The organism is Klebsiella sp. X1-16S-Nf21 (assembly GCF_002837615.1).
GTDB lineage: Bacteria > Pseudomonadota > Gammaproteobacteria > Enterobacterales > Enterobacteriaceae > Klebsiella > Klebsiella variicola.
The window spans coordinates 89,923-115,010 of record NZ_PJDK01000004.1; the positions used below are offsets into that span (position 1 = coordinate 89,923).

A 25,088-nucleotide genomic window follows, 5' to 3' on the forward strand; every position below is an offset into this window, starting at 1 on the left:
GATTAACAGGAGTGTAATCAAACTACGTCGATTTTGCACCTGTTCCGTGTTAGCGCGTCTTAATAACCAGACGATTACTTTGCTTGACTTCTTCCATCACCACGTAGGTACGGGTGTCGTTTACGCCCGGCAGGCGCAGCAAGGTCTCGCCCAGTAATTTACGATACGCTGACATATCCGGTACGCGGGTTTTCAACAGGTAGTCGAAATCACCGGAAACCAGATGACACTCTTGAATTTCTTCAAGTTTTTGCACTGCGGCGTTAAATTGCTCAAACACATCCGGTGCGCCACGATTCAGAGTAATCTCAACAAATACCAGAAGTGATGCATCCAGATAATGCGGGTTGAGCAGCGCCGTATAGCCCTGAATAAAACCCTGTCTTTCAAGACGACGCACGCGCTCAAGGCAAGGCGTCGGAGAAAGTCCCACCCGTTTAGAAAGCTCGACGTTAGAAATTCGCCCATCTTTTTGCAATTCATTCAGGATGTTACGATCAATGCGGTCGAGATCTTTGCCAGGGCGCTTCTTGCTATCTACCATTATTATTGTCTCTCTGTATTCCTTCCCTACTCCTGTTCCGGCTCTGTGCCTTCACTGCCAGAGCCCATCCTGTTATTACCCGTACGACAATGGGTAACCCAGGGGTACGTGAGAAGCCCGTTGCCTGACGGCAGTCACCGACATCACGCATGGCGTCTGTCCACACCATGCGTAGATTTCGTTAACCCGGATAAAAATGGCATTTGCGTGCATGAAAATTCGCCGCACGCTAAATACTGCTTTTCTTCTTCCATGAATGTTTTCGCAAAAGCACAGGGGATTGTCAAAGCAAAACATCGATTTTTAGTACAAGATGCCAGATATTCATCATCCCCCCTGGTTGATTCTCATTTTTTCGTCTTATAATTGTCCCGCTGACAGTAGAAATAGTTATATTCTTTGCCGGTAAAATCACCAATTCATCGGTCGCTTCTATTGCACACATCGTTAACAAAATCGCTGCGCTCTTTTTTTACGACAACAAATTCCCTACAATCTCTGCCCAATGTATGCCAATTATTATGGGGATCTCATGGGCACAGCCAAACACAGTAAACTGCTTATCCTTGGTTCTGGACCTGCGGGATACACCGCGGCGGTCTATGCCGCACGCGCCAACCTGCAGCCGGTGCTGATCACCGGGATGGAAAAAGGCGGTCAGCTGACCACCACGACGGAAGTGGAAAACTGGCCGGGCGATCCTAACGATCTCACCGGCCCGCTGCTGATGGAGCGCATGCACGAACATGCCGCGAAATTTGAAACGGAAATTATTTTCGACCACATTAGCCGCGTCGATCTGCAAAACCGTCCGTTCCGTCTGACAGGCGATAGCGGTGAGTACACCTGTGATGCGCTGATCATTGCCACCGGCGCATCGGCGCGCTACCTCGGTCTGCCATCGGAAGAGGCGTTTAAAGGCCGTGGCGTTTCAGCTTGCGCCACCTGTGACGGATTCTTCTATCGCAATCAGAAAGTGGCGGTGATCGGCGGCGGTAACACCGCGGTTGAAGAGGCTCTGTATCTGTCCAATATTGCCTCTGAGGTGCATCTGATCCACCGCCGCGACGCCTTCCGCGCGGAAAAAATCCTCATCAAACGTCTGATGGATAAAGTGGCGAGCGGCAACATCGTGCTGCATACCGACCGCACCCTCGAAGAGGTGACCGGCGACCAGATGGGCGTCAGCGGCCTGCGCCTGCGCGATACCAAAAACAGCGACAACGTCGAGTCTCTGGAAGTGGCAGGCTTGTTCGTTGCCATTGGCCACAGCCCGAACACCGCCATCTTTGAAGGTCAGCTGGAACTGGAAAACGGCTATATCAAAGTGCAGTCCGGGATCCACGGCAACGCCACGCAAACCAGTATCCCGGGCGTATTTGCCGCTGGCGATGTCATGGACCATATCTATCGTCAGGCGATCACCTCCGCTGGCACCGGCTGCATGGCGGCGCTGGACGCCGAGCGTTACCTGGACGGTTTGGCCGACGCTTGCAAATAATCTTTACAAGTCAGTAACAAAGGTAAAGAAGGCGACGAAAAGTCGCCTTTATTTTTGCCGCGATGTAACATTGCCGTGCCCAATATTCCCATAACGATACCTGCAAAGCGCGCAATGAATAAAACCCGTCAACAAGAGTTAACCCGCTGGTTAAAACAGCAAAGTATTATCTCCCGTCGCTGGTTGATGATTTCCCGCCTGCTTGGCGTGGCAAGCGGTCTGCTGATCGTCGCGCAGGCCTGGTTCCTGGCGCGGATCCTGCACCGGATGGTGATGGAAAATATTCCGGCAACCGCCCTGCTGCTGCCGCTGACGCTGCTGGTACTGGTCTTTGTGCTGCGCGCCTGGGTGGTCTGGCTGCGTGAGCGGGTTGGTTTTCAGGCCGGGCAGCATATCCGCTATGAAATTCGCCGTCAGGTTCTCGACCGCCTCCAGCAGGCGGGCCCCGCCTGGATCCAGGGCAAACCGGCCGGCAGTTGGGCAACGCTTATCCTTGAGCAGATCGATGATATGCACGATTATTATGCGCGCTACCTGCCCCAGATGACGCTGGCGGCCTGCGTGCCGCTGCTGATCGTTATCACTATTTTCCCGATTAACTGGGCCGCCGCATTGATCCTCCTCGGCACCGCCCCGCTGATCCCGCTTTTCATGGCGCTGGTCGGGATGGGTGCCGCCGATGCCAACCGGCGTAACTTCCAGGCGCTGGCCCGCCTGAGCGGCCATTTCCTCGATCGCCTGCGCGGCATGGAAACCCTGCGTATTTTTCACCGCGGTCAGGCAGAAATCGATAATATTCGCGACGCCTCGCAGGATTTTCGCCAACGCACCATGGAAGTCCTGCGTCTGGCCTTCCTCTCCTCCGGGGTGCTGGAGTTTTTCACCTCCCTCTCCATTGCGCTGGTGGCGGTCTATTTTGGCTTCTCTTACCTTGGCGAGCTGAACTTCGGCCACTATGGCGCGGGCGTCACGCTGATGGCAGGCTTCCTGACGCTGATCCTCGCGCCGGAATTTTTCCAGCCGTTACGTGACCTGGGCACTTTCTACCATGCCAAAGCCCAGGCCGTGGGCGCCGCAGACAGCCTGAAAACGTTTATGGAAACCCCATTGACCCAGCTGGAGCGCGGCGAAAAAACCTTAAATGATAACGATCTGATTGGCGTGGAAGCGCGCGATCTGGTGATCAAATCTCCGGAAGGTAAAGTCCTGGCCGGGCCGCTTAACTTTTCACTGCCTGCTGGCGCACGCGTTGTGCTGGTGGGTCAGAGCGGCTCCGGGAAAAGTTCGCTGCTGAACACACTGCTCGGCTTTTTGCCCTACGAGGGCTCGCTGAAGGTGAACGGCGCAGAGCTGCGCGAACTGGATGCCGATCGCTGGCGCCGCCTGTTAAGCTGGGTGGGACAGAATCCTCAACTACCTGCCGCCACGCTGCGGGAAAATGTGCTGCTGGCATGGCCCGAAGCCAGCGATGCCCAGCTTCGACTGGCGCTGGACAAGGCCTGGGTCAGTGAGTTTATCGCCCTGTTGCCGGACGGGATCCATACCGCCGTGGGCGATCAGGCGGGTCGTCTGTCGGTAGGTCAGGCGCAGCGTATCGCGGTTGCTCGCGCGCTGTTGGTGCCCTGCCGCCTGCTGTTGCTGGATGAACCCGCCGCCAGCCTCGACGCCCATAGCGAACAGCGGGTGATGCAGGCCCTGACCCATGCCTCCACCGAGCAAACCACGCTGCTGGTCACCCACCAGCTCGAGGGACTGGCTGACTGGGATGCCGTCTGGGTCATGCAGGACGGACAGATTATCGAACAAGGCGACTACGCCACGCTGGCCCGTGCCGGTGGGGTCTTCTCGGCGCTGCTGGCCCATCGTCAGGAGGAGATTTAAATGCGCGCACTTTTACCCTATCTGGCGCTCTATAAACGCCATAAATGGATGCTGCTGCTCGGCGTCGTGCTGGCCATCGTGACTCTGCTGGCCAGCATCGGCCTGCTGACGCTCTCCGGCTGGTTCCTCTCCGCCTCAGCGGTGGTGGGTGTCGCCGGGATCTACAGTTTTAACTATATGCTGCCTGCCGCGGGCGTCCGCGGCGCGGCGATTATCCGTACCGCCGGGCGCTACTTCGAGCGTCTGGTCAGTCATGACGCGACCTTCCGCGTGCTGCAGCACCTGCGCGTCTTCACCTTCAGCAAACTACTCCCCCTCTCTCCCGCGGGGCTGGCGCGCTTTCGCCAGGGTGAACTGCTCAACCGGGTGGTGGCCGATGTCGATACCCTGGATCATCTCTACCTGCGGGTGATTTCACCGCTGGTCGGCGCGCTGGTGGTGATTGTAGTGGTCACCTGCGGATTAAGCCTGCTCGACGTTACCCTTGCGCTGACGCTCGGCGGCATCATGCTGGTCACCCTGCTGGTTATGCCGCCGCTGTTCTATCGCGCAGGTAAACCAGCCGGCGAAAGTATGACGCAGTTGCGCGGCCAGTATCGCCAACAGCTCACTGCCTGGCTGCAGGGCCAGGCAGAGCTGATGGTGTTTAACGCCAGCGACCGCTACCGCGCGCAAATGGAAAAGACCGAGCTCAGCTGGCAGGACGCACAGCGCCGTCAGGCCGAGCTGACCGCGCTTTCGCAGGCAGTAATGCTGTTAATCGGCGGCATCGCCGTGGTGGCCATGCTCTGGCTGGCGTCCGCCGGCATCGGGGGTAACAGCCAGCCAGGGGCGCTGATCGCGCTGTTTGTTTTCTGCGCCCTGGCGGCCTTCGAAGCCCTGGCGCCAGTCACTGGCGCTTTCCAGCATTTAGGTCAGGTGATCGCCTCCGCACGACGGATTTCGCAGATCACCGACCAGCAGCCGGAGGTCACTTTCGTCGAGGGTGAAGCCAGCGTGCCTGCGCAGGTGGCCTTAACCTTCAGGCAGGTTACCTTCCGCTATCCGCACCAGCCCTCCCCCGCCCTGGAGAATATCTCCCTGCAGATTGCCGCCGGAGAGCATATCGCCATTCTTGGCCGGACCGGCTGCGGAAAGTCGACGCTGTTGCAACTCCTCACCCGGGCCTGGGATCCAACGCAGGGAGAGATTTTGCTCAACGACCAGCCGCTGTCCCAGCTCAGCGAAGCCACCCTGCGCCAGACGATGAGCGTGGTGCCGCAGCGCGTGCACCTGTTCAGCGCTACGCTGCGCGACAACCTGCTGCTGGCGGCGCCAGACGCTGACGATACCGCGCTCTGCGCGATCCTCGAGAAAGTGGGGCTGGAAAAACTGCTGGAAGATGGCGGACTGAACAGCTGGCTGGGGGAAGGCGGGCGCCAGCTATCCGGCGGCGAACTGCGCCGGCTGGCGATTGCCCGCGCACTGCTCCACGATGCGCCGCTGATGCTGCTCGATGAGCCGACAGAAGGCCTGGATGCGGCCACCGAAAGCCAGATCCTGCATCTTCTGGCGGAAGTGATGCGCGAGAAAACCGTGCTGGTGGTGACTCACCGCCTGCGGGGCCTGGCGCGTTTTAATCAGATAATAGTCATGGACAACGGCCAGATAATTGAGCAAGGTAGTCACGCGGATCTGCTCGCTAAACAGGGCCGGTACTTCCAGTTTAAACAGCGTCTGTAGGCTATTATCTAATTTTTGCTGATGCGTATTGAGGTTAAAATGCGTCTGGTTCAGCTCTCCCGGCATTCTATCGCCTTCCCTTCCCCGGAAGGCGCCCTGCGTGAACCTAACGGCCTGCTGGCGCTCGGCGGCGATCTGAGCCCGGCACGTCTGCTGATGGCCTATCAGCGCGGTATTTTTCCATGGTTTTCTCCTGGCGACCCGATCCTCTGGTGGTCGCCCGATCCCCGGGCGGTGCTCTGGCCGGAACAGTTTCATCTCAGCCGCAGCATGAAGCGTTTTCATCAGAGTTCGCCTTATCGCGTCACGCTGAATCATGCCTTTGGTGAGGTCATTGAAGGCTGCGCCAGCGATCGTGACGAAGGCACCTGGATAACCAGCAGTATCGTTCGCGCCTATCACCAACTCCATGAGCTGGGCCATGCCCATTCCATTGAAGTCTGGCAAGAGAATACGCTGGTAGGTGGAATGTACGGCGTGGCGCAGGGGGCGCTGTTTTGCGGCGAATCGATGTTCAGCCGGGCTGAAAATGCCTCCAAAACCGCGCTGCTGGTATTCTGTCAGGCTTTTACGCAGAGTGGTGGTAAATTAATCGACTGCCAGGTACTGAACAACCATACCGCCTCATTAGGCGCGGTGGATATTCCCCGCCGCGATTATCTTGACTACCTGTCAGTATTACGCGGCTACCGCCTGCCCGAGCTATTTTGGGTGCCGCGGGTGCTATTTCCGGGCGCGCAATAAAATGTTTTCAGCACATTTTGCGTCAGGATGGTATAATTGCGCGGTAGAGTAGCTTCTGCCTGTTGCCCCGCCGCCGTTTGGGAATAATAAGAGTCAGATAACGCCCATCGTTCTGTCACTCCCCTTTACGTTTGCGCCTGTCACGCGGCATAGCCGTGTGTGTTCCGGGCAATGCGCCAAAACTACTTCGGCGATTCATACCCGTCATATATCCGTTGCCGGTGTGCTGACTGCGCACCTTGCGGCAAGGCGAATGATTCAGGGTAGATACGTAAAACTTTACTTACATGATGAACTTCGGCATTATCTTGCCGGTTCAAAACTACGGTAGTGATACCCCAGAGGACTAGATGGCCAAAGAAGACAATATTGAAATGCAGGGCACCGTACTTGAAACGTTGCCTAACACTATGTTCCGCGTAGAACTGGAAAACGGTCACGTGGTAACTGCGCATATTTCCGGTAAAATGCGTAAAAACTACATCCGCATTCTGACGGGCGACAAAGTGACTGTTGAGCTGACCCCGTACGACCTGAGCAAAGGCCGCATTGTCTTCCGTAGTCGCTGATTGTTTTCGCCCTTAAGGCGTCAGATGCTGAAGGCCGGGATAATTCCCGGTCTTTTCATATCTGCCGCCGGCAAAAAAAAACCGGCCCAGGGCCGGTTTTTACGTTGAAGACATCGCTTTAGTGGGCGGCTTCCGGTTTGTGCTTCTGCGCGCTCTGGAAATCGTAGGTCAGCGCATTCTTCGCGCTGTCCAGAGACACTGTCACCTGGCCACCATCGACCAGCGAGCCGAACAGCAGCTCGTTCGCCAGCGGCTTTTTCAGGTTGTCCTGAATGACGCGTCCCATTGGACGTGCACCCATCGCCCGGTCGTAACCTTTCTCCGCCAGCCAGTCGCGCGCTTCCTGACTGACTTCCAGGGAGACGCCTTTCTGGTCCAGCTGGACCTGCAGCTCGACGATAAACTTGTCGACAACCTGATGGATCACCGTGGTAGAGAGATGATCGAACCAGATAATGTTGTCGAGGCGGTTACGGAACTCCGGCGTAAAGATCTTCTTGATCTCATCCATTGCATCCGGACTGTTGTCCTGCTGAATAAGGCCAATCGATTTACGCTCAGTTTCCCGCACCCCGGCGTTAGTGGTCATCACCAGCACCACGTTGCGGAAGTCCGCTTTACGCCCGTTGTTATCGGTCAGCGTACCGTTATCCATCACCTGCAGCAGCAGGTTGAACACATCCGGATGCGCTTTTTCGATCTCATCAAGCAGCAGCACCGCGTGCGGATGTTTAATCACCGCATCGGTCAGCAGCCCGCCCTGATCGAAGCCAACGTAGCCCGGAGGCGCCCCGATTAAACGGCTGACGGTATGACGTTCCATATATTCGGACATGTCAAAACGCAGCAGCTCAATACCCAGCGCCTTCGCCAGCTGCACGGTCACTTCGGTTTTCCCGACCCCGGTAGGCCCGGCGAACAGGAATGACCCAACCGGCTTGTGCTCATGGCCCAGCCCGGCGCGCGCCATTTTGATGGCTTCGGTCAGCGCCTCAATGGCTTTATCCTGACCGAAGACCAGCATTTTCAGACGGTCGCCAAGGTTTTTCAGCGTATCGCGATCGCTCTGGGAGACGCTCTTCTCAGGGATCCGCGCAATCCGCGCCACCACTGACTCGATATCCGCCACATTGACCGTTTTCTTACGCTTGCTGACCGGCATTAAGCGCGCCCGCGCGCCCGCTTCGTCAATGACGTCAATTGCCTTATCCGGCAGATGACGATCGTTAATGTATTTTACCGCCAGCTCAACCGCCGCACGCACCGCCTTAGCGGTATAACGCACGTCATGGTGCGCTTCGTACTTCGGCTTCAGGCCGTTGATAATCTGCACCGTCTCTTCCACCGACGGTTCGGTGATATCGATCTTCTGGAAACGACGGGCCAGCGCACGATCTTTCTCAAAGATGTTGCTGAACTCCTGGTAGGTGGTGGAGCCGATCACCCGGATCTTGCCGCTGGAAAGCAGCGGTTTAATCAGGTTAGCCGCATCGACCTGGCCGCCAGAAGCCGCCCCCGCACCGATAATGGTGTGGATTTCATCAATAAACAGGATGCTGTTGGTATCCTGCTCCAGCTGTTTGAGCAACGCTTTGAAACGTTTTTCAAAATCGCCACGATATTTGGTCCCTGCCAGCAAAGAGCCAATGTCGAGCGAGTAGATGGTGCAGTCGGCCATCACTTCCGGCACATCGCCCTGCACAATGCGCCAGGCAAGGCCTTCGGCGATCGCAGTTTTACCGACGCCGGATTCACCCACCAGCAATGGGTTATTTTTACGGCGACGGCACAGGACCTGAATCGCACGCTCCAGCTCTTTTTCACGGCCGATCAGGGGATCAATGCCGCCGACGCGAGCAAGCTGATTGAGGTTGGTGGTGAAGTTTTCCATACGTTCCTCCCCGCCGGCTTGCTCTTCATTGCCAGGCTGGCTTCCGCTGTTATCGGAAGACTGGCTCGGCTCGTCTTTGCGTGTACCATGAGAAATGAAGTTCACCACATCGAGTCGGCTGACTTCATGTTTACGCAGCAGGTAAGCGGCCTGCGACTCCTGCTCGCTGAAAATGGCCACCAGTACGTTGGCGCCGGTCACTTCGCTGCGGCCAGAAGATTGCACGTGGAAGACGGCGCGCTGCAGCACACGCTGGAAGCTCAGCGTCGGCTGGGTGTCGCGCTCTTCTTCCGTGGCTGGCAGGACGGGTGTGGTTTGTTCGATGAAGGCTTCAAGTTCCTGACGCAATGCCACCAGGTCCACTGAACACGCTTCCAGGGCCTCACGGGCCGAGGGGTTGCTTAGCAGAGCCAGCAGCAAGTGCTCGACGGTCATAAACTCATGACGGTGCTCGCGCGCTCTGGCGAAAGCCATATTTAAACTGAGTTCCAGTTCTTGATTGAGCATAGGCACCTCCCCCAATTTTCATGCCTGTATTCAGGCTTTTTCCAGCGTACACAGCAATGGATGCTCGTTCTCCCTCGCGTACTGATTCACCATAGCGACTTTGGTCTCCGCCACTTCCGCGGTAAACACGCCACAAATCGCCTTACCTTCATAGTGAACCGTGAGCATCAGTTGCGTTGCACGTTCAACATCATAAGAAAAGAATTTTTGTAACACGTCAATAACAAACTCCATTGGAGTGTAGTCATCATTGACCAATATCACTTTATACATAGATGGCGGTTTAATCGCATCACGAACTTCGTCGTCAACCAGGTGCTCGAAGTCCAGCCAATCTCTCTTACTCATCGTCAGTGTTCATCATCGGTTGCTGTTGCCAACAGGCGGAGGCCTGTCGATGACCAGAGGTTATGCTCATCACAAATCTACAACAGATCATAGATAACTATCATCTATCGCTTCTATCCGCGACGGCTGTCACATTCCCCGGCAATAGCGTTAACTGCTTCAAATTTTGACGCATTTTTCGCCGTTCCCCCTCCTCAATCGCTTGACGCGTTTTCGTATTTCTCTAAATTGTAGTGGCGAGAGTTGGCGAGCAATTGAACAACTCGTCACTCCACCACCGGTTCATTCCATCTTACTTATAAAGATTTACGAAGGATGTCGAAGTATGGAAATGGGTACTGTTAAGTGGTTCAACAATGCCAAAGGGTTCGGTTTTATCTGCCCTGAGGGCGGCGGCGAAGACATTTTCGCCCATTACTCCACCATCCAGATGGATGGTTACAGAACGCTAAAAGCCGGACAAGCCGTTCGGTTTGATGTTCACCAGGGGCCAAAAGGCAACCACGCCAGCGTGATCGTCCCTGTGGAAGCGGAAACGGCTGCATAACTCTTTTGCTTCATTGTGTACATCCTGCTAATAAAATGCCAGTCCTTCTGACTGGCATTTTTATTTCTATTCGCGTGCCAGCGCATCCACCGGATCGAGCCGTGCCGCGTTGCGCGCTGGCAGCCAACCAAACAGCACCCCGGTCAACGTCGAACAGAGAAAAGCCGTTAGCAGAGCCAGCGGGGAAAAACCGATCTCCCAGCCGGGCAGAAACAGCTGCAGAATAAATGCGATCATCAGCGATAACGTGACCCCCAGCGCGCCACCGACCAGGCAAACCAGCACCGCTTCGATGAGAAACTGCTGCAGTACATCGCTGGCCCGCGCGCCAACCGCCATGCGGATGCCGATTTCGCGCGTCCGTTCGGTCACCGACACCAGCATAATATTCATTACACCAATACCGCCAACCACCAGGGCAATCACCGCCACCAATGTCAGGAACAGCTGTAAGGTATGTGTGGTCCTTTCTGCGGTTTTCAAGATGCTGTCCATATTCCAGGTGAATACATCTTTTTTACCATGCCGCAGCTCCAGTAGACGCAGCAGCTGTTTCTCCGCGGTTTCACTGTCATAACCTTCATGAACGCGTACCGTAATGGAGTTCAGCCACGACTGGCCCATCACTCTTCCCGCCATGGTGGTGTAAGGCAACCAGACGCGGAGAATTTTACTGCTGCCAAACATTGACTGTTTTTCATCCGCGACGCCGATCACCGTGGCCGGCATATTGCCCACCAGAATCACCTCGCCCACCACTTTCGCTTTATTGGGAAACAGCTGGCGACGGGTATTGCTGTCGAGCACTACCACCTGCGCCCGACTGTTGAGCTGCAGTTCATTAAAGGTATTGCCTTCGCTGAAGGTCATGCCGTAAACATTAAAGTACTGCGGCCCGACCCCCTCCGCGCTGGCGGCAACGTCAATATTGTTGGCGCGCAGGCGCAGGCTTTTCGATACCGCCGGCGTGGCGGAACGCACCCATGGCTGTTTCTGGATCGCCAGCAAATCGTCATACTTCAGCGCCTGCTGATAACGCGGGTCGTCATCGCCAAAATCCTTTCCGGGATAGACATCGATGGTATTGGTGCCGATGGCGCGAATATCCGCCAGCACCATCTGTTTGGCAGCATCACCGACCACCACGATCGATACCACCGACGCAATGCCGATAATAATGCCGAGCATAGTCAGCAGGGTACGCATTTTATTCGCCGCCATCGCCCGCCACGCCATAACCAGCGCTTCGCGAAAGCCACTGGTAAACTGACGCCACGCCGAGGGTTCCGGCTGCTGACGGGCGCGCAGCCCACCGCCCTGGCGGCTGCCGGGCGGATTGCGGACGATCTCGCCATCGCGGATCTCAATGATCCGTTCCGCCTGGGCCGCGACCTGCGGATCGTGGGTGACAATGATGACCGTATGGCCCTGAGCTTTGAGCTGATGCAGGATCGCCATCACCTCTTCGCCGGAATGGCTGTCCAGCGCGCCGGTCGGTTCATCCGCCAGAATCACTTCCCCGCCGTTCATCAGCGCACGGGCGATACTCACCCGCTGCTGCTGGCCGCCGGACAGTTGCGACGGCTGATAGTCAGCCCGATCGCCAAGCCCCAGACGCACCAGCAGATCATGGGCGCGCGCCAGGCGTGCCCGTCGCTCGCTGCCGGCATACACCGCAGGCACTTCAACGTTCTGCGCGGCGGTAAGATGTGACAGCAAGTGGTAGCGTTGAAAGATAAAACCAAAGTGTTCCCGCCGCAGCCGAGCCAGCGCATCGCCATTCAACTGCGCGATATCGGTTCCCGCCACCCGGTAGGTGCCGCTGGTCGGTTTGTCGAGACAGCCGAGAATATTCATCAGCGTCGATTTGCCCGAGCCGGAGGCACCCACGATCGCCACCATCTCCCCCGCATTGATGCTGAGGGTGATCCCCTTCAGTACCTCAACGCTGCCGTCGCCGGAAGGGTAGCTGCGACGAATATCACGCAGCTCAAGCAGCGCCGTCATTTTGCCGCCCCGCTCGCGCTCTCGCCGACGATCACTTCATCTCCCTCATCCAGCCCCTGCACCACCGCGACGTCGGTATCGTTGCGGGCGCCAATGGCAACCTCACGCTCTTTTACCTCGCCGGTGCGCAACAACCGGACGTGATAGCGGTTATCACCCACCGCGTCACCCAGGGCGCTCAGCGGGATGGTAATCACGTTTTTCACCTCGGCCAGCTGGATATGCACCTGCGCGGTCATGTCGAGACGCAGGATGCCCTGCGGATTCGGCACCTCGAAGCGGGCATAGTAGAAGATGGCGTCATTGACTTTTTCCGGCGTCGGCAAAATGTCTTTCAGCGTGCCTTCATAGCGAGTCAGCGGATCCCCCAGCACGGTAAACCACGCCTTTTGCCCCGGTCTGAGGTGGATGACATCCGCTTCAGAGACCTGCGCTTTGACCAGCATGGTGCTGAGATCCGCCAGCGTCAGAATGTTCGGCGCCTGCTGGGCGGCGATCACCGTCTGTCCCTGCAGGGTGGTAATTTGCGTCACTTCGCCAGCCATCGGCGCCAGGATCCGCGTGTAGTCGAGGTTGGTCTTCGCGGTGTCGAGCGTCGCCTGGTTACGCTTAATTTGCGCTTCAATAGTGCCGATCTGCGCTTGTTTCACCGCCAGATCGGTGGCCGCGGTATCAAGGTCCTGTCGCGAGACCAGCTGGCGCTGCGCCAGCTGCTGCTGACGGGCCAGAGTCACCTGCGCCAGTTTGCTCTCCGCGCGCGCCTGATTGAGCTGGGCACGCAGTTCCATCAGCGTCGCTTCAACCTCTTTAATTTGGTTTTGCGCCTGCTCCGGATCGATAACCCCCAGCAACTGGTCCTTTTTGACCTTATCGCCGATATTGACGTGCAGCGTTTTCAGCTGTCCGCTGACCTGGGCGCCGACGTCAACTTTCCGCAGGGCATCCAGCTTACCGGTGGCCAGCACGCTCTGCTGGAGGTCACCTTTGCGCACCACCAGCGTCTGGTAGTTCGGCAGCGGCGCATTCAGGATCCGCCATCCCCAGACGGCCAGACCCAGCACAACGATCGCTAACAACCACCAGATTGTCCTGCGTTTTCCCTTCACTTTCATTATCCGATTCCTGCTGTTTCCCTGCCGCTCCAGACGGTGATTCTATCCAAACCCGTCGACAACAGAACACCCATTTTTAACGTTGCTTACGTTTTGTTTAGCTACCGGAGAGCTTTGCGCCAGCCCTACGGCGCAGGTTAATCTGCACGACCACGAGCCAGCCACAGTACCCGCGAGAACATTTTCTTTAACAGCGTCGGCACCGCGTCCACCCCGCGTCGGCCGGCCTCCATCGCCACCTCAATCGCCAGGTCGGGCTTGGATGAACGATGGATGGCCTTAGTGATCACCCGCCGCATATTCATAGGGACATTATCCGGGATCTGCGCCACCCGGTGATAAACGTCATCAAATCCCTGGCGATACATAAAGTGCTCCATATCCATCGCGGGCAGGCTCGTCAAATGGTCACGCTCCAGCTCGCGATCGTTATTCAGCAGGCCGAGCACGGTGGCGGCATATTTTTTCCCCGCCTCATCGCCATCCACCAGCACGTGCCACTGGATCCCCATCCGGCGGGCAAATTTGATCAGTGGTTTAAGGCCTGACTGGGCGAACTCGATCACCTTCACGCCCTCGGCATCAAAATGATGGCCACACTGGCGGGCCAGTTCGTTGATAACCCAGGTCTCCGTCTCCCCTTCCACCAGCAGCCAACAGCGGGCGAAGAGCGATGAGGCGCGATTGAAGCGAATATGGAAGGCGATACGCCGGCTGTCTTCGGCATTCATTCCGCCGGGTCCCAGCCGCCATGCCGACACCCTCGACGACTCACGAACCAGTCGACAGACCTGCTCCACCGGCGTCAGGGACAACAGCTCCCCGGAGTTGGTGGTGGTCACGCGCTGCAGCGGCAATAAATTCAGCAGGTGCCAGGCGACAGAGAGCATAATCGGATGCAAACGCGTCTCCGGATCTTCAATCAGCAACAGCGGCCGCGCGTCGCGATCGAGGCGCACCGTCCCTTTTGCCTGCAGGAGGGTGGAAAACAGCCCCAGCAGAATCACCCGATGGCTGCGCCCGCCGGGTTTATCGATCATCCGGTTGATAATATCCAGATAGCGCCAGCTGCGCTGCTCATCATGGGAGCGCCGCCGCATCAGACGATGCCGCGTCTGGGCGCTGCTTTGCTCGGCAAAGTAATGCTCCAGCAGCTGCACCATGGCCGACAACCCCTCGCGGATCTGACCGTCCGATAAATTTTGCGGATGGCTGACCAGCTCCCGGGAGAGAAAATCGAGCTGGCGGGCGGTGATCTCTATCTGCGGCGAATGCGGTACCGTCCCGTTATGGATACGCCGCATAAAGCGCGCGTCGCGCAGGCGCAGCACCGGCATCAGACGCACCAGGTGTCTGGCCAGATCATCAATATCCTCAACCGCCAGCGCTTCGCCTTCGCCATCGATAAAGCTCCGCAGGGTCATCACGCTGTCGTCATCGGCGAGCTCGCCTTCCAGACGATAGAACACCCGATGATAACCATCGTCACAAGGTACCCAGCAGCGCTGAAGCGGACGAAAACGCCGGACCCGATGGCGCCCCGGTTCGGTTTCACGGAAGGTCAGGATAATATGCAAATGGTGCTCGCGCCCCTGGATGTCGCCCGGGGGAAACCAGAAGTCATCGCGTACAAAGTGATAAAGATCGAACTCAGGGGACAAAAGCAGGGTCAGCGCATCAAGCAGACTGGACTTCCCCCACGCGTTCTCCCCGATCAGGACGTTATTTTGCTCCAGCATCAACGACAAACGATTGATACCGCGAAAACCGACGATTTCTACGCGCTCAAGAAGCATATCCCCTCCGCTACACCACCACTCTCCTTCAGTAATCAACAGTATAGCGAGGGCGACGGCAAGATGACACTCTGCTTAATCGCATCCGTGGCTCATATTCAGCGGATTAAATATATTCATAAAATTACTCACTTATCGCCTATTACCGGCTGTTGATTATTCATCAAACAAAATAGTTTTATTTCAGGCGTTATGATCTACACTATTGATAATCTTCCACGGATAAAGGAAAGACTACACTGGCAAACGGAATCCCTTCACCTTGCCCTAAATCAAATAATATCAATATATTTAACTGGCTCTGGGATGGCGATTATCTCTAGAATAACGCCGCTTTATTTTTATCGTCATCCCTTATCACGATAAATAAAGACCGGCACGGTCCGCTCGTGCGCGTATACAATTTAATTGAGGTGGTTATGTTCAGAAAATTAGCAGCAGAATGCTTCGGCACTTTCTGGCTTGTATTTGGTGGCTGCGGTAGCGCCGTGCTTGCCGCAGCCTTCCCTGAGCTCGGTATTGGTTTTGCCGGCGTCGCGCTGGCATTTGGCTTAACGGTATTAACCATGGCATTTGCGGTCGGCCATATTTCCGGGGGGCATTTCAACCCGGCGGTGACCCTGGGCCTGTGGGCCGGCGGCCGTTTCCCGGCGAAAGAAGTCATTGGCTATATTATCGCTCAGGTGGTCGGCGGCATTATTGCCGCGGCGGTGCTTTACGTGGTGGCCAGCGGTAAAGCCGGCTTTGATGCCGCCGCCAGCGGATTTGCCTCCAATGGCTATGGCGAACACTCCCCGGGCGGCTTCTCCATGCTGTCGGCTATCGTCATTGAAATTGTCCTGACCTGTGGCTTCCTGCTGGTTATCCATGGCGCGACCGATAAACATGCCCCGGCGGGCTTTGCCCCCATCGCTATCGGCCTGGCGCTGACCCTCATCCATTTGATCAGCATTCCGGTTACCAACACCTCGGTCAACCCGGCGCGCAGCACCGCGGTAGCGATTTTCCAGGGCGGCTGGGCGCTGCAGCAGCTGTGGCTGTTCTGGGTCATGCCGATCGTCGGCGGGATCCTCGGCGGCGTGCTGTATCGCACCCTGCTGGAAAAACGTGATTAATCCTTTGTAAAGCCCGGGTTTCCGGGCTTTTTCTTTCTGGTGGCAGCTTTACTCGGCCCGGTGATTTGGGTAGTGTCATGGGCGCTATTCTCATTATGCAAGGGCTGCATCGTTCATGTTATCGGGACTCTTCATCATTCTGTTGCCGCTGGTTTTCGGCTATCTGGTGCCACTTCGTCAACCCTCCGCGCTAAAACTGATTAACCGGATGCTCAGCTGGATTGTCTATGTCATCCTTTTCTTTATGGGGATCAGCCTGGCATTCCTCGACAATCTGGCAAGCAACCTGCTGGCCATATTGCATTACGCTGCAGTGAGCGTGGTCATCATTTTACTGTGTAATATTGCCGCCCTGTTGTGGCTGGAAAGTAAAATGCCATGGCGCAGTCAGCATCGGCAGGAGAAATTACCTTCGCGCCTGGCCATGGCCCTGGAATCGCTGCAGCTGTGCGGCGTGGTCGTGCTCGGTTTTCTGCTCGGCCTGACCGGCCTGTCTTTTTTACAGCACGCGACCGAAGCCAGCGAATATACGCTGATCTTTCTCCTGTTCCTCGTCGGTATTCAATTACGCAATAATGGAATGAGTCTGCGACAAATAGTCCTTAACCGTCGGGGAATGATCGTCGCCATGGTGGTTATGGCCAGTTCATTACTTGGCGGGATACTTAACGCCTTTATTCTCGGTCTGCCGTTAAAGACCGGTCTGGCGATGGCGAGCGGTTTCGGCTGGTATTCGCTCTCCGGTATTTTACTCACTGAATCCTTTGGCCCGGTGATCGGCAGCGCGGCGTTCTTTAACGATCTGTGTCGCGAGCTGCTGGCTATCATGTTAATTCCGGGCCTTGTTCGCCGCAGCCGCTCCACAGCGCTGGGGCTGTGCGGCGCCACTTCGATGGACTTCACCTTACCGGTACTCCAGCGTTCCGGCGGCGTCGAGATTGTTCCTGCCGCTATCGTGCACGGTTTTCTGCTTAGCCTGCTGGTCCCGATCCTGATCGCCTTTTTTACCGCCTGAATACCCGCTGGCGGCAGACTTACTGCCGCCAAATTTGCGCTAAATCAATCTCCCTTTAAGTTGTATCAGAAATGCCTTTTCACCTTGTGCCATGCGGCATAACCTTAAACATGTATATTAAATATAACTTTAAAGGTGTGACCATGTTTTGTGTGCAATGTGAACAAACCATTCGTACCCCAGCCGGCAACGGCTGCTCTTACGCGCAGGGGATGTGCGGTAAAACAGCGGAAACCTCCGATCTGCAGGATCTGCTGATTGCATCACTGCAAGGCCTGTCCGCCTGGGCGCTCAAGGCCCGCGAATATGGCATTATCGATCATCAGGTCGACAGCTTTGCCCCCCGCGCCTTCTTCTCCACCCTGACCAACGTCAACTTCGATTCTCCGCGTATCGTCGGCTACGCCCGCCAGGCGATTGCCCTGCGTGAAGCGCTGAAAGCGCAGTGCCAGAACCTCGACGCCAGCGCCGCGGTTGATAACCCGGTAGCCGATTTACACCTGGTCAGCGACGATCTGGGTGACCTGCAGCGTCAGGCGGCAGACTATGCCCCAAATAAAGATAAAGCCGCCATCGGCGAGAATATTCTCGGTCTGCGTCTGCTGTGCCTGTACGGCCTGAAAGGCGCGGCGGCCTATATGGAGCACGCCCACGTACTCGGCCAGTACGACAACGCGATTTATGCCCAGTACCATAAAATCATGGCATGGCTGGGAACCTGGCCGGCGGATATGAACGCGCTGCTGGAATGTTCGATGGAAATCGGCCAGATGAACTTCCAGGTGATGAGTATCCTTGACGCTGGTGAAACCACTAAATATGGCCACCCGACGCCGACTCAGGTGAACGTTAAAGCCACCGAAGGGAAGTGCATCCTGATCTCCGGCCATGATCTGAAAGATCTGTATAACCTGCTTGAGCAGACGGAAGGCACCGGCGTTAACGTCTATACCCACGGCGAAATGCTGCCGGCTCACGGCTATCCGGAGCTGCGTAAATTCAAACATCTGATCGGCAACTACGGCAGCGGCTGGCAAAACCAGCAAGTGGAATTCGCCCGCTTCCCGGGCCCTATCGTGATGACCTCGAACTGCATCATCGACCCCACCGTCGGCGCCTACGACGACCGCATCTGGACCCGCAGCATCGTCGGCTGGCCGGGCGTGAACCATCTGGAAGGTGAAGACTTCGCCCCGGTTATCACCCAGGCGCAGCAGATGGCGGGCTTCCCGTACAGCGAAATCCCGCATCTGATCACCGTCGGCTTTGGCCGTCAGACCCTGCTTGGCGCGGCGGATACGCTGATCGATCTGGTCAGCCGTGAAAAACTGCGCCATATCTTCCTCGTCGGCGGCTGCGACGGCGCCCGCGGGGAGCGTAACTACTTCACCGATTTCGCCACCAGCGTGCCGGATGACTGTCTGATCCTGACCCTGGCCTGCGGTAAATACCGCTTCAACAAGCTGGACTTCGGCGATATCGAAGGTCTGCCGCGTCTGGTCGACGCCGGGCAGTGCAACGATGCCTACTCGGCAATTATTCTCGCGGTTACGCTGGCGGAAAAACTGGGCTGCGGTGTTAACGACCTACCGCTGTCGCTGGTGCTCTCCTGGTTCGAACAGAAAGCGATCGTCATCCTGCTGACGCTGCTGTCGCTGGGTGTGAAAAACATCGTCACCGGTCCGACGGCGCCTGGTTTCTTCACCCCGGATCTGCTGGCGGTCCTCAATGAGAAGTTTGGTCTGCGTTCCGTGACCACCGTGGAACAAGATATGCAGCAGCTGCTGAGCGCTTAAGGAGTCCCTGATGACTATGCCAACCTCCCAGTGCCCGTGGCGGATGCAGGTTCACCACATTCACCAGGAAACCCCGGACGTGTGGACCCTTTCGCTGCTGTGCCACGATTACTATCCGTACCGCGCTGGCCAGTACGCTCTGGTTAGCGTGCGTAACTCGGCGGAAACGCTGCGCGCCTATACCCTCTCCTCGACGCCGGGGGTCAGCGAGTACATTACGCTGACCGTTCGCCGTATTGACGAGGGCGCGGGTTCGCAGTGGTTGACCCGCGAGGTCAAACGCGGCGATTACCTTTGGCTGTCCGATGCGATGGGCGAGTTTACCTGCGACGATAAAGCGGAAGATAAATTCCTGCTGCTGGCCGCCGGCTGCGGCGTAACGCCGATAATGTCGATGCGTCGCTGGCTGGCGAAGTATCGACCGCAGGCCGACCTGCAGGTGATCTATAGCGTGCGTTCGCCGGAGGATGTGATCTTTGCCGAGGAGTGGCGCCAGTATCCGGTCACCTTGGTGGCGGAGCACCATGCCACTCATGGCTTTGTCGCCGGCCGTCTGACCCGGGAGCTGCTGCAGAGCGTGCCGGATTTAGCCAGCCGCACCGTGATGACCTGCGGCCCGGCGCCTTATATGGAGAAGGTCGAGCAGGATGTTGCCGCCCTGGGCGTCACCCGCTTCTTTAAGGAGAAGTTCTTCACCCCGGTGGCGGAAGCCGCGACCAGTGGACTGAAATTTACCAAACTGCAGCCGGCGCGCGAGTTTTACGCGCCGGTGGGCACCACACTGCTTGATGCGCTAGAGAGCAATAAAGTGCCGGTGACCGTCGCCTGCCGCGCCGGCGTCTGCGGCTGCTGTAAAACCAAAGTGGTTTCCGGGAAGTACAGCGTCACCAGCACCATGACGTTAACCGACGCCGAAATCGCCGACGGCTATGTGCTGGCCTGCTCCTGCCATCCGCAGAGCGATCTGGTTCTCGCCTGAGGTCAAAATCCCCGGTGGCGCTACCGCTTACCGGGGCTACAGCGCTGTGCGATTGAGTAGCCCGGAGAAGGCGCAATGCGCCGACTCCGGGAAAATCCCGGGCGACAATAAACGCTCTGGCGACATGAGATAAACATTTTCTCAGACTGAAAAAGTTGCAAACCGGCAACAGTATCGACTTTACGCCCCAGGACGAATGAGGCATTTTTACCGCCAGGCCGACTGGCCGGCCAGCGAATAACGCCCTGCGCCGAGTAGCGCAATCGCCAGCGCGCCAACAAAGAAATAGACCAGGTTCTCGATCGCCCACGCCCCCACCGCATCAAGCGCAAACGTCTTGCCGAGACCGACCATCAGCCACGCCACCACCATGGTGAACGCCAGCACCAGCGCCGCCGGACGGGTCAGGACGCCGAGAATTAACAAGCAGGGAGCGACCACTTCCCCCACCAGCACACCGTAGGCTATAAACCCCGGCAACCCCTTCGCCACCAGCATGCCGCTGATCCCGCCCACGCCGTCCAGCAGCTTGTGCAGACCGTGAAACAGCATTAACCCGCCGACGGCGAGTCGTAACAAGAGTTTACCGGCGTCGTCATGCGACAGCGTTTTATTTACTGCGTTTAACATTCCCTTAACCATCTGATGTGCTTCCTGTTTTACAACCTGTGAGGTCCCTGAGTATGCACAATTTTTCAGCAATAAAACCAGCAAAAAATAAGGGACAATCAGCAACGTAACCTGCAGTTTCATCTAAGCTTGAAGGCGTTATCACAAAAAGGAGATGGAGATCATGAAACAAACCGTGGCCGCATACATTGCCAAAACGCTGGAACAGGCCGGCGTGAAACGTATCTGGGGCGTCACCGGAGATTCCCTCAATGGATTGAGCGATAGTCTGAACCGCATGGGCACCATCGACTGGATGCCCACCCGGCACGAAGAGGTCGCTGCTTTCGCCGCCGGCGCCGAGGCGCAACTGACCGGCGAGCTGGCGGTCTGCGCCGGCTCCTGCGGACCGGGTAACCTGCATTTGATCAACGGTCTGTTTGACTGTCATCGTAACCATGTACCGGTATTGGCCATTGCCGCCCACATCCCCTCCAGCGAAATCGGCAGCGGCTACTTTCAGGAGACCCATCCTCAGGAGCTGTTCCGAGAATGCAGCCACTACTGCGAGCTGGTCTCCACCCCGGAACAGATTCCGCAGGTGCTGGCCATCGCCATGCGTAAAGCGGTGATTAACCGCGGCGTCTCGGTAGTGGTGCTGCCCGGCGACGTGGCGCTGAAGGCCGCCCCGGAGAGCGCCAGCAGCCACTGGTATCATGCGCCGTTGCCGACGATCACTCCGGCGGAAGAAGAGCTGCGTAAGCTGGCGCAGCTTATTCGCTACTCCAGCAATATCGCGCTCATGTGCGGCAGCGGCTGCGCCGGCGCTCATCAGGAGCTGGTGGAGTTCGCGGCCAAAATTAAAGCCCCCATCGTCCACGCCCTGCGCGGCAAAGAGCACGTGGAGTACGACAATCCGTACGATGTCGGCATGACCGGGCTGATTGGCTTCTCCTCTGGCTTCCACACCATGATGAACGCCGATACCCTGATCCTGCTGGGCACCCAGTTCCCCTATCGCGCCTTCTATCCAACCGACGCCAAAATTATTCAGATCGACATTAACCCCGGCAGCATCGGCGCCCACAGTAAGGTCGATATGGCGCTGGTGGGCGATATTAAATCGACGCTAAAAGCGCTGCTGCCGCTGCTGGAAGAGAAAACCGATCGCCACTTCCTCGATAAGGCGCTGGAGCACTATCGCGACGCGCGAAAAGGGCTCGACGATCTGGCAAAACCCAGCAATAAAGCCATTCACCCGCAGTATCTGGCGCAGCAGATCAGTCATTTTGCCGATGAAGACGCCATTTTCACCTGCGATGTCGGCACCCCCACCGTCTGGGCGGCACGCTATCTCAAAATGAACGGCAAACGCCGCCTGCTGGGCTCGTTCAACCACGGCTCAATGGCCAACGCCATGCCGCAGGCCATCGGCGCCCAGGCCACCGCTCCGGAACGGCAGGTAGTGGCCATGTGCGGCGACGGCGGCTTCAGCATGCTGATGGGCGATTTTCTGTCGCTGGCGCAGATGAAGCTGCCGGTGAAAATTGTCATCTTTAACAACAGCGTGCTGGGCTTCGTGGCGATGGAGATGAAGGCCGGGGGCTATCTCACCGACGGTACGGAGCTCCACGATACCAACTTCGCCCGCATCGCCGAGGCCTGCGGTATCAAAGGTATACGCGTTGAAAAAGCCTCCGAGGTGGATGAAGCGCTGCAGACCGCCTTCCGCACCGACGGTCCGGTGCTGGTCGACGTCGTCGTCGCCAAAGAGGAGCTGGCTATCCCGCCGCAGATCAAGCTGGAGCAGGCGAAAGGCTTTAGCCTGTATATGCTGCGGGCGATCATCAGCGGGCGCGGCGATGAGGTCATCGAACTGGCGAAAACCAACTGGCTCAGGTAAAACAGAAGCAATACGTTGAACCAGACCAAGGAAAAGCCGTGATCGATTTACGCAGTGATACCGTTACCCGTCCCGGGCGCGCCATGCTGGAGGCCATGATGGCCGCCCCGGTCGGGGACGATGTGTATGGCGACGACCCTACCGTCAATGAACTGCAGCGCTATGCCGCCGACCTCGCCGGCAAAGAGGCGGCGCTTTTTCTGCCCACCGGCACCCAGGCCAACCTCGTTGGCCTGCTCAGCCACTGTCAGCGCGGCGAAGAGTATATCGTCGGCCAGGGGGCGCACAACTATCTGTACGAAGCCGGCGGCGCGGCAGTACTCGGCAGTATTCAGCCACAGCCGATTGACGCCGCAGCCGATGGTTCGCTGCCGCTGGATAAAGTGGCGGCGAAAATCAAACCCGACGATATCCATTTTGCCCCCACCCGCCTGCTGAGCCTGGAAAACACCCACAACGGTAAGGTGCTGCCGCGCGACTATCTGCAGGAAGCCTGGGCGTTTACCCGCCAGCGCGACCTGGCGCTGCACGTCGACGGCGCGCGTATCTTTAACGCCGTAGTGGCCTACGGCTGCGAACTGCGTGATATTGCCCAATACTGCGACTCCTTCACCATCTGCCTGTCAAAGGGGCTTGGCGCCCCGGTAGGCTCGCTATTGCTGGGCAGCGAGGCATACATTCGCCGTGCTATCCGCTGGCGGAAAATGGTTGGCGGCGGCATGCGCCAGGCGGGCATACTGGCCGCTGCCGGGCTGTACGCGCTGAAAAATAACGTACAGCGCCTGCAGGAGGATCATGACAACGCCGCGTGGATGGCGGAGCAGCTTCGCGCCATCGGCGCCGACGTCACCCGCCATGATACCAACATGCTGTTTGTGCGCGTTGGCGAAGCGCAGGCCCCGGCGCTCGGCGAGTTTATGCAGGCGCGCGGCGTGTTGATTAACGCCTCGCCTGTTGTCCGTCTGGTCACTCACCTGGATGTCAACCGTCAGCAGCTGAGCGAGGTGGTCGCTCACTGGCAGGCTTTTTTACAGCGCTAAGGAGTCAGGCGTGTCGCAATCGGTTCTGGTGCTCGGCGCCAGCGGCTATATTGGCCAGCATTTGGTGCACGAGTTAAGCGCGCGGGGTTATCCAGTGCTGGCGGCGGCACGCCACATCGACCGACTGCAAAAGCTCGATTTGCCCGGCGTCACCTGCCGGTCAGTCGATCTTAATCAGCCGCAGGCTCTGCCTGCACTGCTCGCCGGCATCGATACCCTTTATTATCTGGTCCACGGCATGGGCGAAGGCGGCGATTTTATCGCCCATGAGCGCCGGGTAGCCACGCATGTGCGCGATGCTCTGCGTCAGTCGTCAGTGCGCCAGGTGATATTTCTCAGTTCGCTACAGGCCCCGGCGCAGGAGCAATCTGACCATTTGCGCGCCCGCCAGGTGACCGGTGAGGTCCTGCGTGAGTCGGGCGTGCCGGTGACCGAACTGCGGGCCGGGATTATCGTCGGCGCCGGTTCCGCCGCCTTCGAGGTGATGCGCGATATGGTTTATAACCTGCCAGTGCTCACTCCCCCGCGCTGGGTACGCTCGCGTACCACCCCTGTCGCCCTGGAAAATCTGCTCGTTGACCTGGTTGAGCTGCTGAATCATCCGTCCAACGCGCATCGCGTCTTCGAAGCCGCCGGTCCGGAGGTGTTAAGCTATCAGCAGCAGTTTATCCACTTTATGGCCGTCAGCGGTAAACATCGCCCGCTCATTCCCATTCCCCTGCCGACGCGCTGGATCTCAGTGTGGTTTCTTAACGTTATCACCTCGGTGCCGCCTACCATCGCCAGGGCGCTGATTCAGGGGCTGAAGCACGATCTGATCGCCAACGACCGGGCGCTGCGAGCGCTGATCCCGCAAACGCTGATCCCCTTCGATCAGGCGGTTCGCCGCACGCTGAAAGAAGAAGAGCAGCTGGTAAACTCCAGCGACTGGGGCTACGACGCCCAGGCTTTCGCCCGCTGGCGACCGGAGTACGGCTACTTTCCGAAACAGGCTGGCTGCACCGTCACCACCCAGGCGAGCCGCCAGGCCCTGTGGCAGGTCGTTAACCAAATCGGTGGTAAAGAGGGGTATTTTTTCGGCAATCTGCTGTGGAAAACCCGTGGTGCGATGGACCTGCTGGTCGGCCATCGGTTAGCCAAAGGACGGCCGCAGCGCGACTATCTGCAAACCGGCGATACGGTCGACAGCTGGAAGGTAATTATCGTGGAGGAAGAAAAACAGCTCACCCTGCTGTTCGGTATGAAAGCGCCGGGGCTGGGCCGGTTAAGCTTTACGATAAACGATAAAGGCGACCATCGCGAACTGGACGTGCGCGCCTGGTGGCACCCGCACGGTATGCCCGGACTGATCTACTGGCTGCTGATGATCCCGGCGCACCTGTTTATTTTCCGCGGTATGGCGCAACGCATCGCCCGGCTGGCCGAACAAATCTCAGGCAGAGACCAAGGATAAGCATTATTC

At 57.6% G+C, this 25,088-nt stretch carries 20 protein-coding genes; 13 read left to right on the forward strand and 7 right to left on the reverse strand.

The window, feature by feature from the left end; translation table 11 throughout:
* Nucleotides 1-49: 49 nt before the first annotated feature.
* On the reverse strand, nt 50-544 hold the full coding sequence (lrp, locus tag CW267_RS03495; RefSeq protein WP_000228469.1) for a leucine-responsive transcriptional regulator Lrp: 495 nt from the start codon (nt 542-544) through the stop codon (nt 50-52).
* A gap of 532 nt (nt 545-1,076) precedes the next feature.
* Here lrp and trxB point away from each other — a divergent pair.
* The 5 genes from trxB to infA all read left to right on the forward strand — a co-directional run bounded on the left by trxB (nt 1,077) and on the right by infA (nt 6,961).
* On the forward strand, nt 1,077-2,045 hold the full coding sequence (gene trxB / locus CW267_RS03500; protein ID WP_012542328.1) for a thioredoxin-disulfide reductase: 969 nt from the start codon (nt 1,077-1,079) through the stop codon (nt 2,043-2,045).
* A gap of 114 nt (nt 2,046-2,159) precedes the next feature.
* Nucleotides 2,160-3,926 (forward strand): heme ABC transporter permease/ATP-binding protein CydD, encoded by a 1,767-nt coding sequence (gene cydD, locus CW267_RS03505; protein WP_022065907.1) that lies wholly within the window; start codon nt 2,160-2,162, stop codon nt 3,924-3,926.
* The gene (gene cydC, locus CW267_RS03510; RefSeq protein ID WP_100781284.1) at nt 3,927-5,648 is read left to right on the forward strand and encodes a heme ABC transporter ATP-binding protein/permease CydC; all 1,722 of its coding nucleotides are present in this window, start codon (nt 3,927-3,929) and stop codon (nt 5,646-5,648) included.
* 39 nt (nt 5,649-5,687) lie between these two features.
* A complete protein-coding gene (gene aat, locus CW267_RS03515; RefSeq protein ID WP_047666244.1) occupies nt 5,688-6,392 on the forward strand; it encodes a leucyl/phenylalanyl-tRNA--protein transferase in 705 nt (234 codons plus the stop codon).
* Between the two features lie 350 nt (nt 6,393-6,742).
* The gene (gene infA, locus CW267_RS03520; RefSeq protein ID WP_001040187.1) at nt 6,743-6,961 is read left to right on the forward strand and encodes a translation initiation factor IF-1; all 219 of its coding nucleotides are present in this window, start codon (nt 6,743-6,745) and stop codon (nt 6,959-6,961) included.
* Between the two features lie 118 nt (nt 6,962-7,079).
* Here the strand turns inward: infA and clpA are convergent, their stop codons facing one another.
* Both clpA and clpS read right to left on the reverse strand, forming a co-directional pair.
* Nucleotides 7,080-9,359, reverse strand: coding sequence for an ATP-dependent Clp protease ATP-binding subunit ClpA (gene clpA, locus CW267_RS03525; protein WP_012542332.1), 2,280 nt, complete (start codon nt 9,357-9,359; stop codon nt 7,080-7,082).
* 30 nt (nt 9,360-9,389) lie between these two features.
* Nucleotides 9,390-9,707: an ATP-dependent Clp protease adapter ClpS gene (gene clpS / locus CW267_RS03530; RefSeq protein WP_002896520.1), complete on the reverse strand. Its 318-nt coding sequence runs from the start codon at nt 9,705-9,707 to the stop codon at nt 9,390-9,392.
* Nucleotides 9,708-10,032: 325 nt separating this feature from the next.
* Between clpS and cspD the strand changes: the two genes are divergently transcribed.
* Nucleotides 10,033-10,254 (forward strand): cold shock-like protein CspD, encoded by a 222-nt coding sequence (cspD, locus tag CW267_RS03535; RefSeq protein WP_002896516.1) that lies wholly within the window; start codon nt 10,033-10,035, stop codon nt 10,252-10,254.
* 66 nt (nt 10,255-10,320) lie between these two features.
* On the opposite strand, the gene macB is transcribed toward cspD, so the two are convergent.
* The 3 genes from macB to CW267_RS03550 all read right to left on the reverse strand — a co-directional run bounded on the left by macB (nt 10,321) and on the right by CW267_RS03550 (nt 15,169).
* On the reverse strand, nt 10,321-12,261 hold the full coding sequence (gene macB, locus CW267_RS03540) for a macrolide ABC transporter ATP-binding protein/permease MacB (protein WP_008805839.1): 1,941 nt from the start codon (nt 12,259-12,261) through the stop codon (nt 10,321-10,323).
* Entirely contained in the window at nt 12,258-13,373 is a 1,116-nt protein-coding gene (macA, locus tag CW267_RS03545; protein WP_008805838.1) for a macrolide transporter subunit MacA, read from the reverse strand. The genes macB and macA overlap by 4 nt, the downstream gene beginning before the upstream one ends.
* A gap of 137 nt (nt 13,374-13,510) precedes the next feature.
* Nucleotides 13,511-15,169, reverse strand: a complete 1,659-nt coding sequence (locus CW267_RS03550; protein ID WP_008805837.1) for an ATP-dependent endonuclease — start codon at nt 15,167-15,169, stop codon at nt 13,511-13,513.
* A gap of 419 nt (nt 15,170-15,588) precedes the next feature.
* Between CW267_RS03550 and aqpZ the strand changes: the two genes are divergently transcribed.
* The 4 genes from aqpZ (at nt 15,589) to hcr (ending at nt 20,074) form a co-directional block, all read left to right on the forward strand.
* Entirely contained in the window at nt 15,589-16,284 is a 696-nt protein-coding gene (gene aqpZ / locus CW267_RS03555) for an aquaporin Z (protein ID WP_002896434.1), read from the forward strand.
* Nucleotides 16,285-16,399: 115 nt separating this feature from the next.
* Entirely contained in the window at nt 16,400-17,299 is a 900-nt protein-coding gene (locus CW267_RS03560; RefSeq protein WP_100781283.1) for a lysine exporter LysO family protein, read from the forward strand.
* Between the two features lie 143 nt (nt 17,300-17,442).
* Complete coding sequence (hcp, locus tag CW267_RS03565) at nt 17,443-19,095, forward strand: hydroxylamine reductase (protein WP_100781286.1); 1,653 nt, start codon at nt 17,443-17,445, stop codon at nt 19,093-19,095.
* Nucleotides 19,096-19,105: 10 nt separating this feature from the next.
* Complete coding sequence (hcr, locus tag CW267_RS03570; RefSeq protein ID WP_049010860.1) at nt 19,106-20,074, forward strand: NADH oxidoreductase; 969 nt, start codon at nt 19,106-19,108, stop codon at nt 20,072-20,074.
* A gap of 207 nt (nt 20,075-20,281) precedes the next feature.
* Here hcr and CW267_RS03575 read toward each other — a convergent pair whose 3' ends face one another.
* On the reverse strand, nt 20,282-20,716 hold the full coding sequence (locus tag CW267_RS03575; RefSeq protein WP_016160554.1) for a DoxX family protein: 435 nt from the start codon (nt 20,714-20,716) through the stop codon (nt 20,282-20,284).
* A 151-nt stretch (nt 20,717-20,867) separates the two neighbouring features.
* On the opposite strand from CW267_RS03575, the gene poxB reads away from it, so the two are divergent.
* The 3 genes from poxB to CW267_RS03590 are packed head-to-tail and all read left to right on the forward strand — an operon-like array spanning nt 20,868 to nt 25,079.
* Nucleotides 20,868-22,586, forward strand: coding sequence for a ubiquinone-dependent pyruvate dehydrogenase (poxB, locus tag CW267_RS03580; protein ID WP_100781285.1), 1,719 nt, complete (start codon nt 20,868-20,870; stop codon nt 22,584-22,586).
* Between the two features lie 38 nt (nt 22,587-22,624).
* Complete coding sequence (gene ltaE, locus CW267_RS03585) at nt 22,625-23,626, forward strand: low-specificity L-threonine aldolase (RefSeq protein ID WP_012542339.1); 1,002 nt, start codon at nt 22,625-22,627, stop codon at nt 23,624-23,626.
* Between the two features lie 10 nt (nt 23,627-23,636).
* Complete coding sequence (locus tag CW267_RS03590) at nt 23,637-25,079, forward strand: SDR family oxidoreductase (RefSeq protein WP_100781282.1); 1,443 nt, start codon at nt 23,637-23,639, stop codon at nt 25,077-25,079.
* The last annotated feature ends 9 nt before the right edge of the window (nt 25,080-25,088 follow it).

What these genes read in the sequence shown, in the direction of transcription:
- trxB (WP_012542328.1), top strand. Translation starts at nt 1,077, where the DNA reads ATGGGCACAGCCAAACACAGTAAACTGCTTATCCTTGGTTCTGGACCT.
- aqpZ (WP_002896434.1), top strand. Translation starts at nt 15,589, where the DNA reads ATGTTCAGAAAATTAGCAGCAGAATGCTTCGGCACTTTCTGGCTTGTA.
- cydC (WP_100781284.1), top strand. Translation starts at nt 3,927, where the DNA reads ATGCGCGCACTTTTACCCTATCTGGCGCTCTATAAACGCCATAAATGG.
- CW267_RS03560 (WP_100781283.1), top strand. Translation starts at nt 16,400, where the DNA reads ATGTTATCGGGACTCTTCATCATTCTGTTGCCGCTGGTTTTCGGCTAT.
- aat (WP_047666244.1), top strand. Translation starts at nt 5,688, where the DNA reads ATGCGTCTGGTTCAGCTCTCCCGGCATTCTATCGCCTTCCCTTCCCCG.
- infA (WP_001040187.1), top strand. Translation starts at nt 6,743, where the DNA reads ATGGCCAAAGAAGACAATATTGAAATGCAGGGCACCGTACTTGAAACG.
- lrp (WP_000228469.1), bottom strand. Translation starts at nt 544, where the DNA reads ATGGTAGATAGCAAGAAGCGCCCTGGCAAAGATCTCGACCGCATTGAT.
- hcr (WP_049010860.1), top strand. Translation starts at nt 19,106, where the DNA reads ATGACTATGCCAACCTCCCAGTGCCCGTGGCGGATGCAGGTTCACCAC.
- poxB (WP_100781285.1), top strand. Translation starts at nt 20,868, where the DNA reads ATGAAACAAACCGTGGCCGCATACATTGCCAAAACGCTGGAACAGGCC.
- clpA (WP_012542332.1), bottom strand. Translation starts at nt 9,359, where the DNA reads ATGCTCAATCAAGAACTGGAACTCAGTTTAAATATGGCTTTCGCCAGA.
- cydD (WP_022065907.1), top strand. Translation starts at nt 2,160, where the DNA reads ATGAATAAAACCCGTCAACAAGAGTTAACCCGCTGGTTAAAACAGCAA.
- hcp (WP_100781286.1), top strand. Translation starts at nt 17,443, where the DNA reads ATGTTTTGTGTGCAATGTGAACAAACCATTCGTACCCCAGCCGGCAAC.
- cspD (WP_002896516.1), top strand. Translation starts at nt 10,033, where the DNA reads ATGGAAATGGGTACTGTTAAGTGGTTCAACAATGCCAAAGGGTTCGGT.
- clpS (WP_002896520.1), bottom strand. Translation starts at nt 9,707, where the DNA reads ATGAGTAAGAGAGATTGGCTGGACTTCGAGCACCTGGTTGACGACGAA.
- macB (WP_008805839.1), bottom strand. Translation starts at nt 12,261, where the DNA reads ATGACGGCGCTGCTTGAGCTGCGTGATATTCGTCGCAGCTACCCTTCC.
- CW267_RS03550 (WP_008805837.1), bottom strand. Translation starts at nt 15,169, where the DNA reads ATGCTTCTTGAGCGCGTAGAAATCGTCGGTTTTCGCGGTATCAATCGT.
- CW267_RS03575 (WP_016160554.1), bottom strand. Translation starts at nt 20,716, where the DNA reads ATGGTTAAGGGAATGTTAAACGCAGTAAATAAAACGCTGTCGCATGAC.
- macA (WP_008805838.1), bottom strand. Translation starts at nt 13,373, where the DNA reads ATGAAAGTGAAGGGAAAACGCAGGACAATCTGGTGGTTGTTAGCGATC.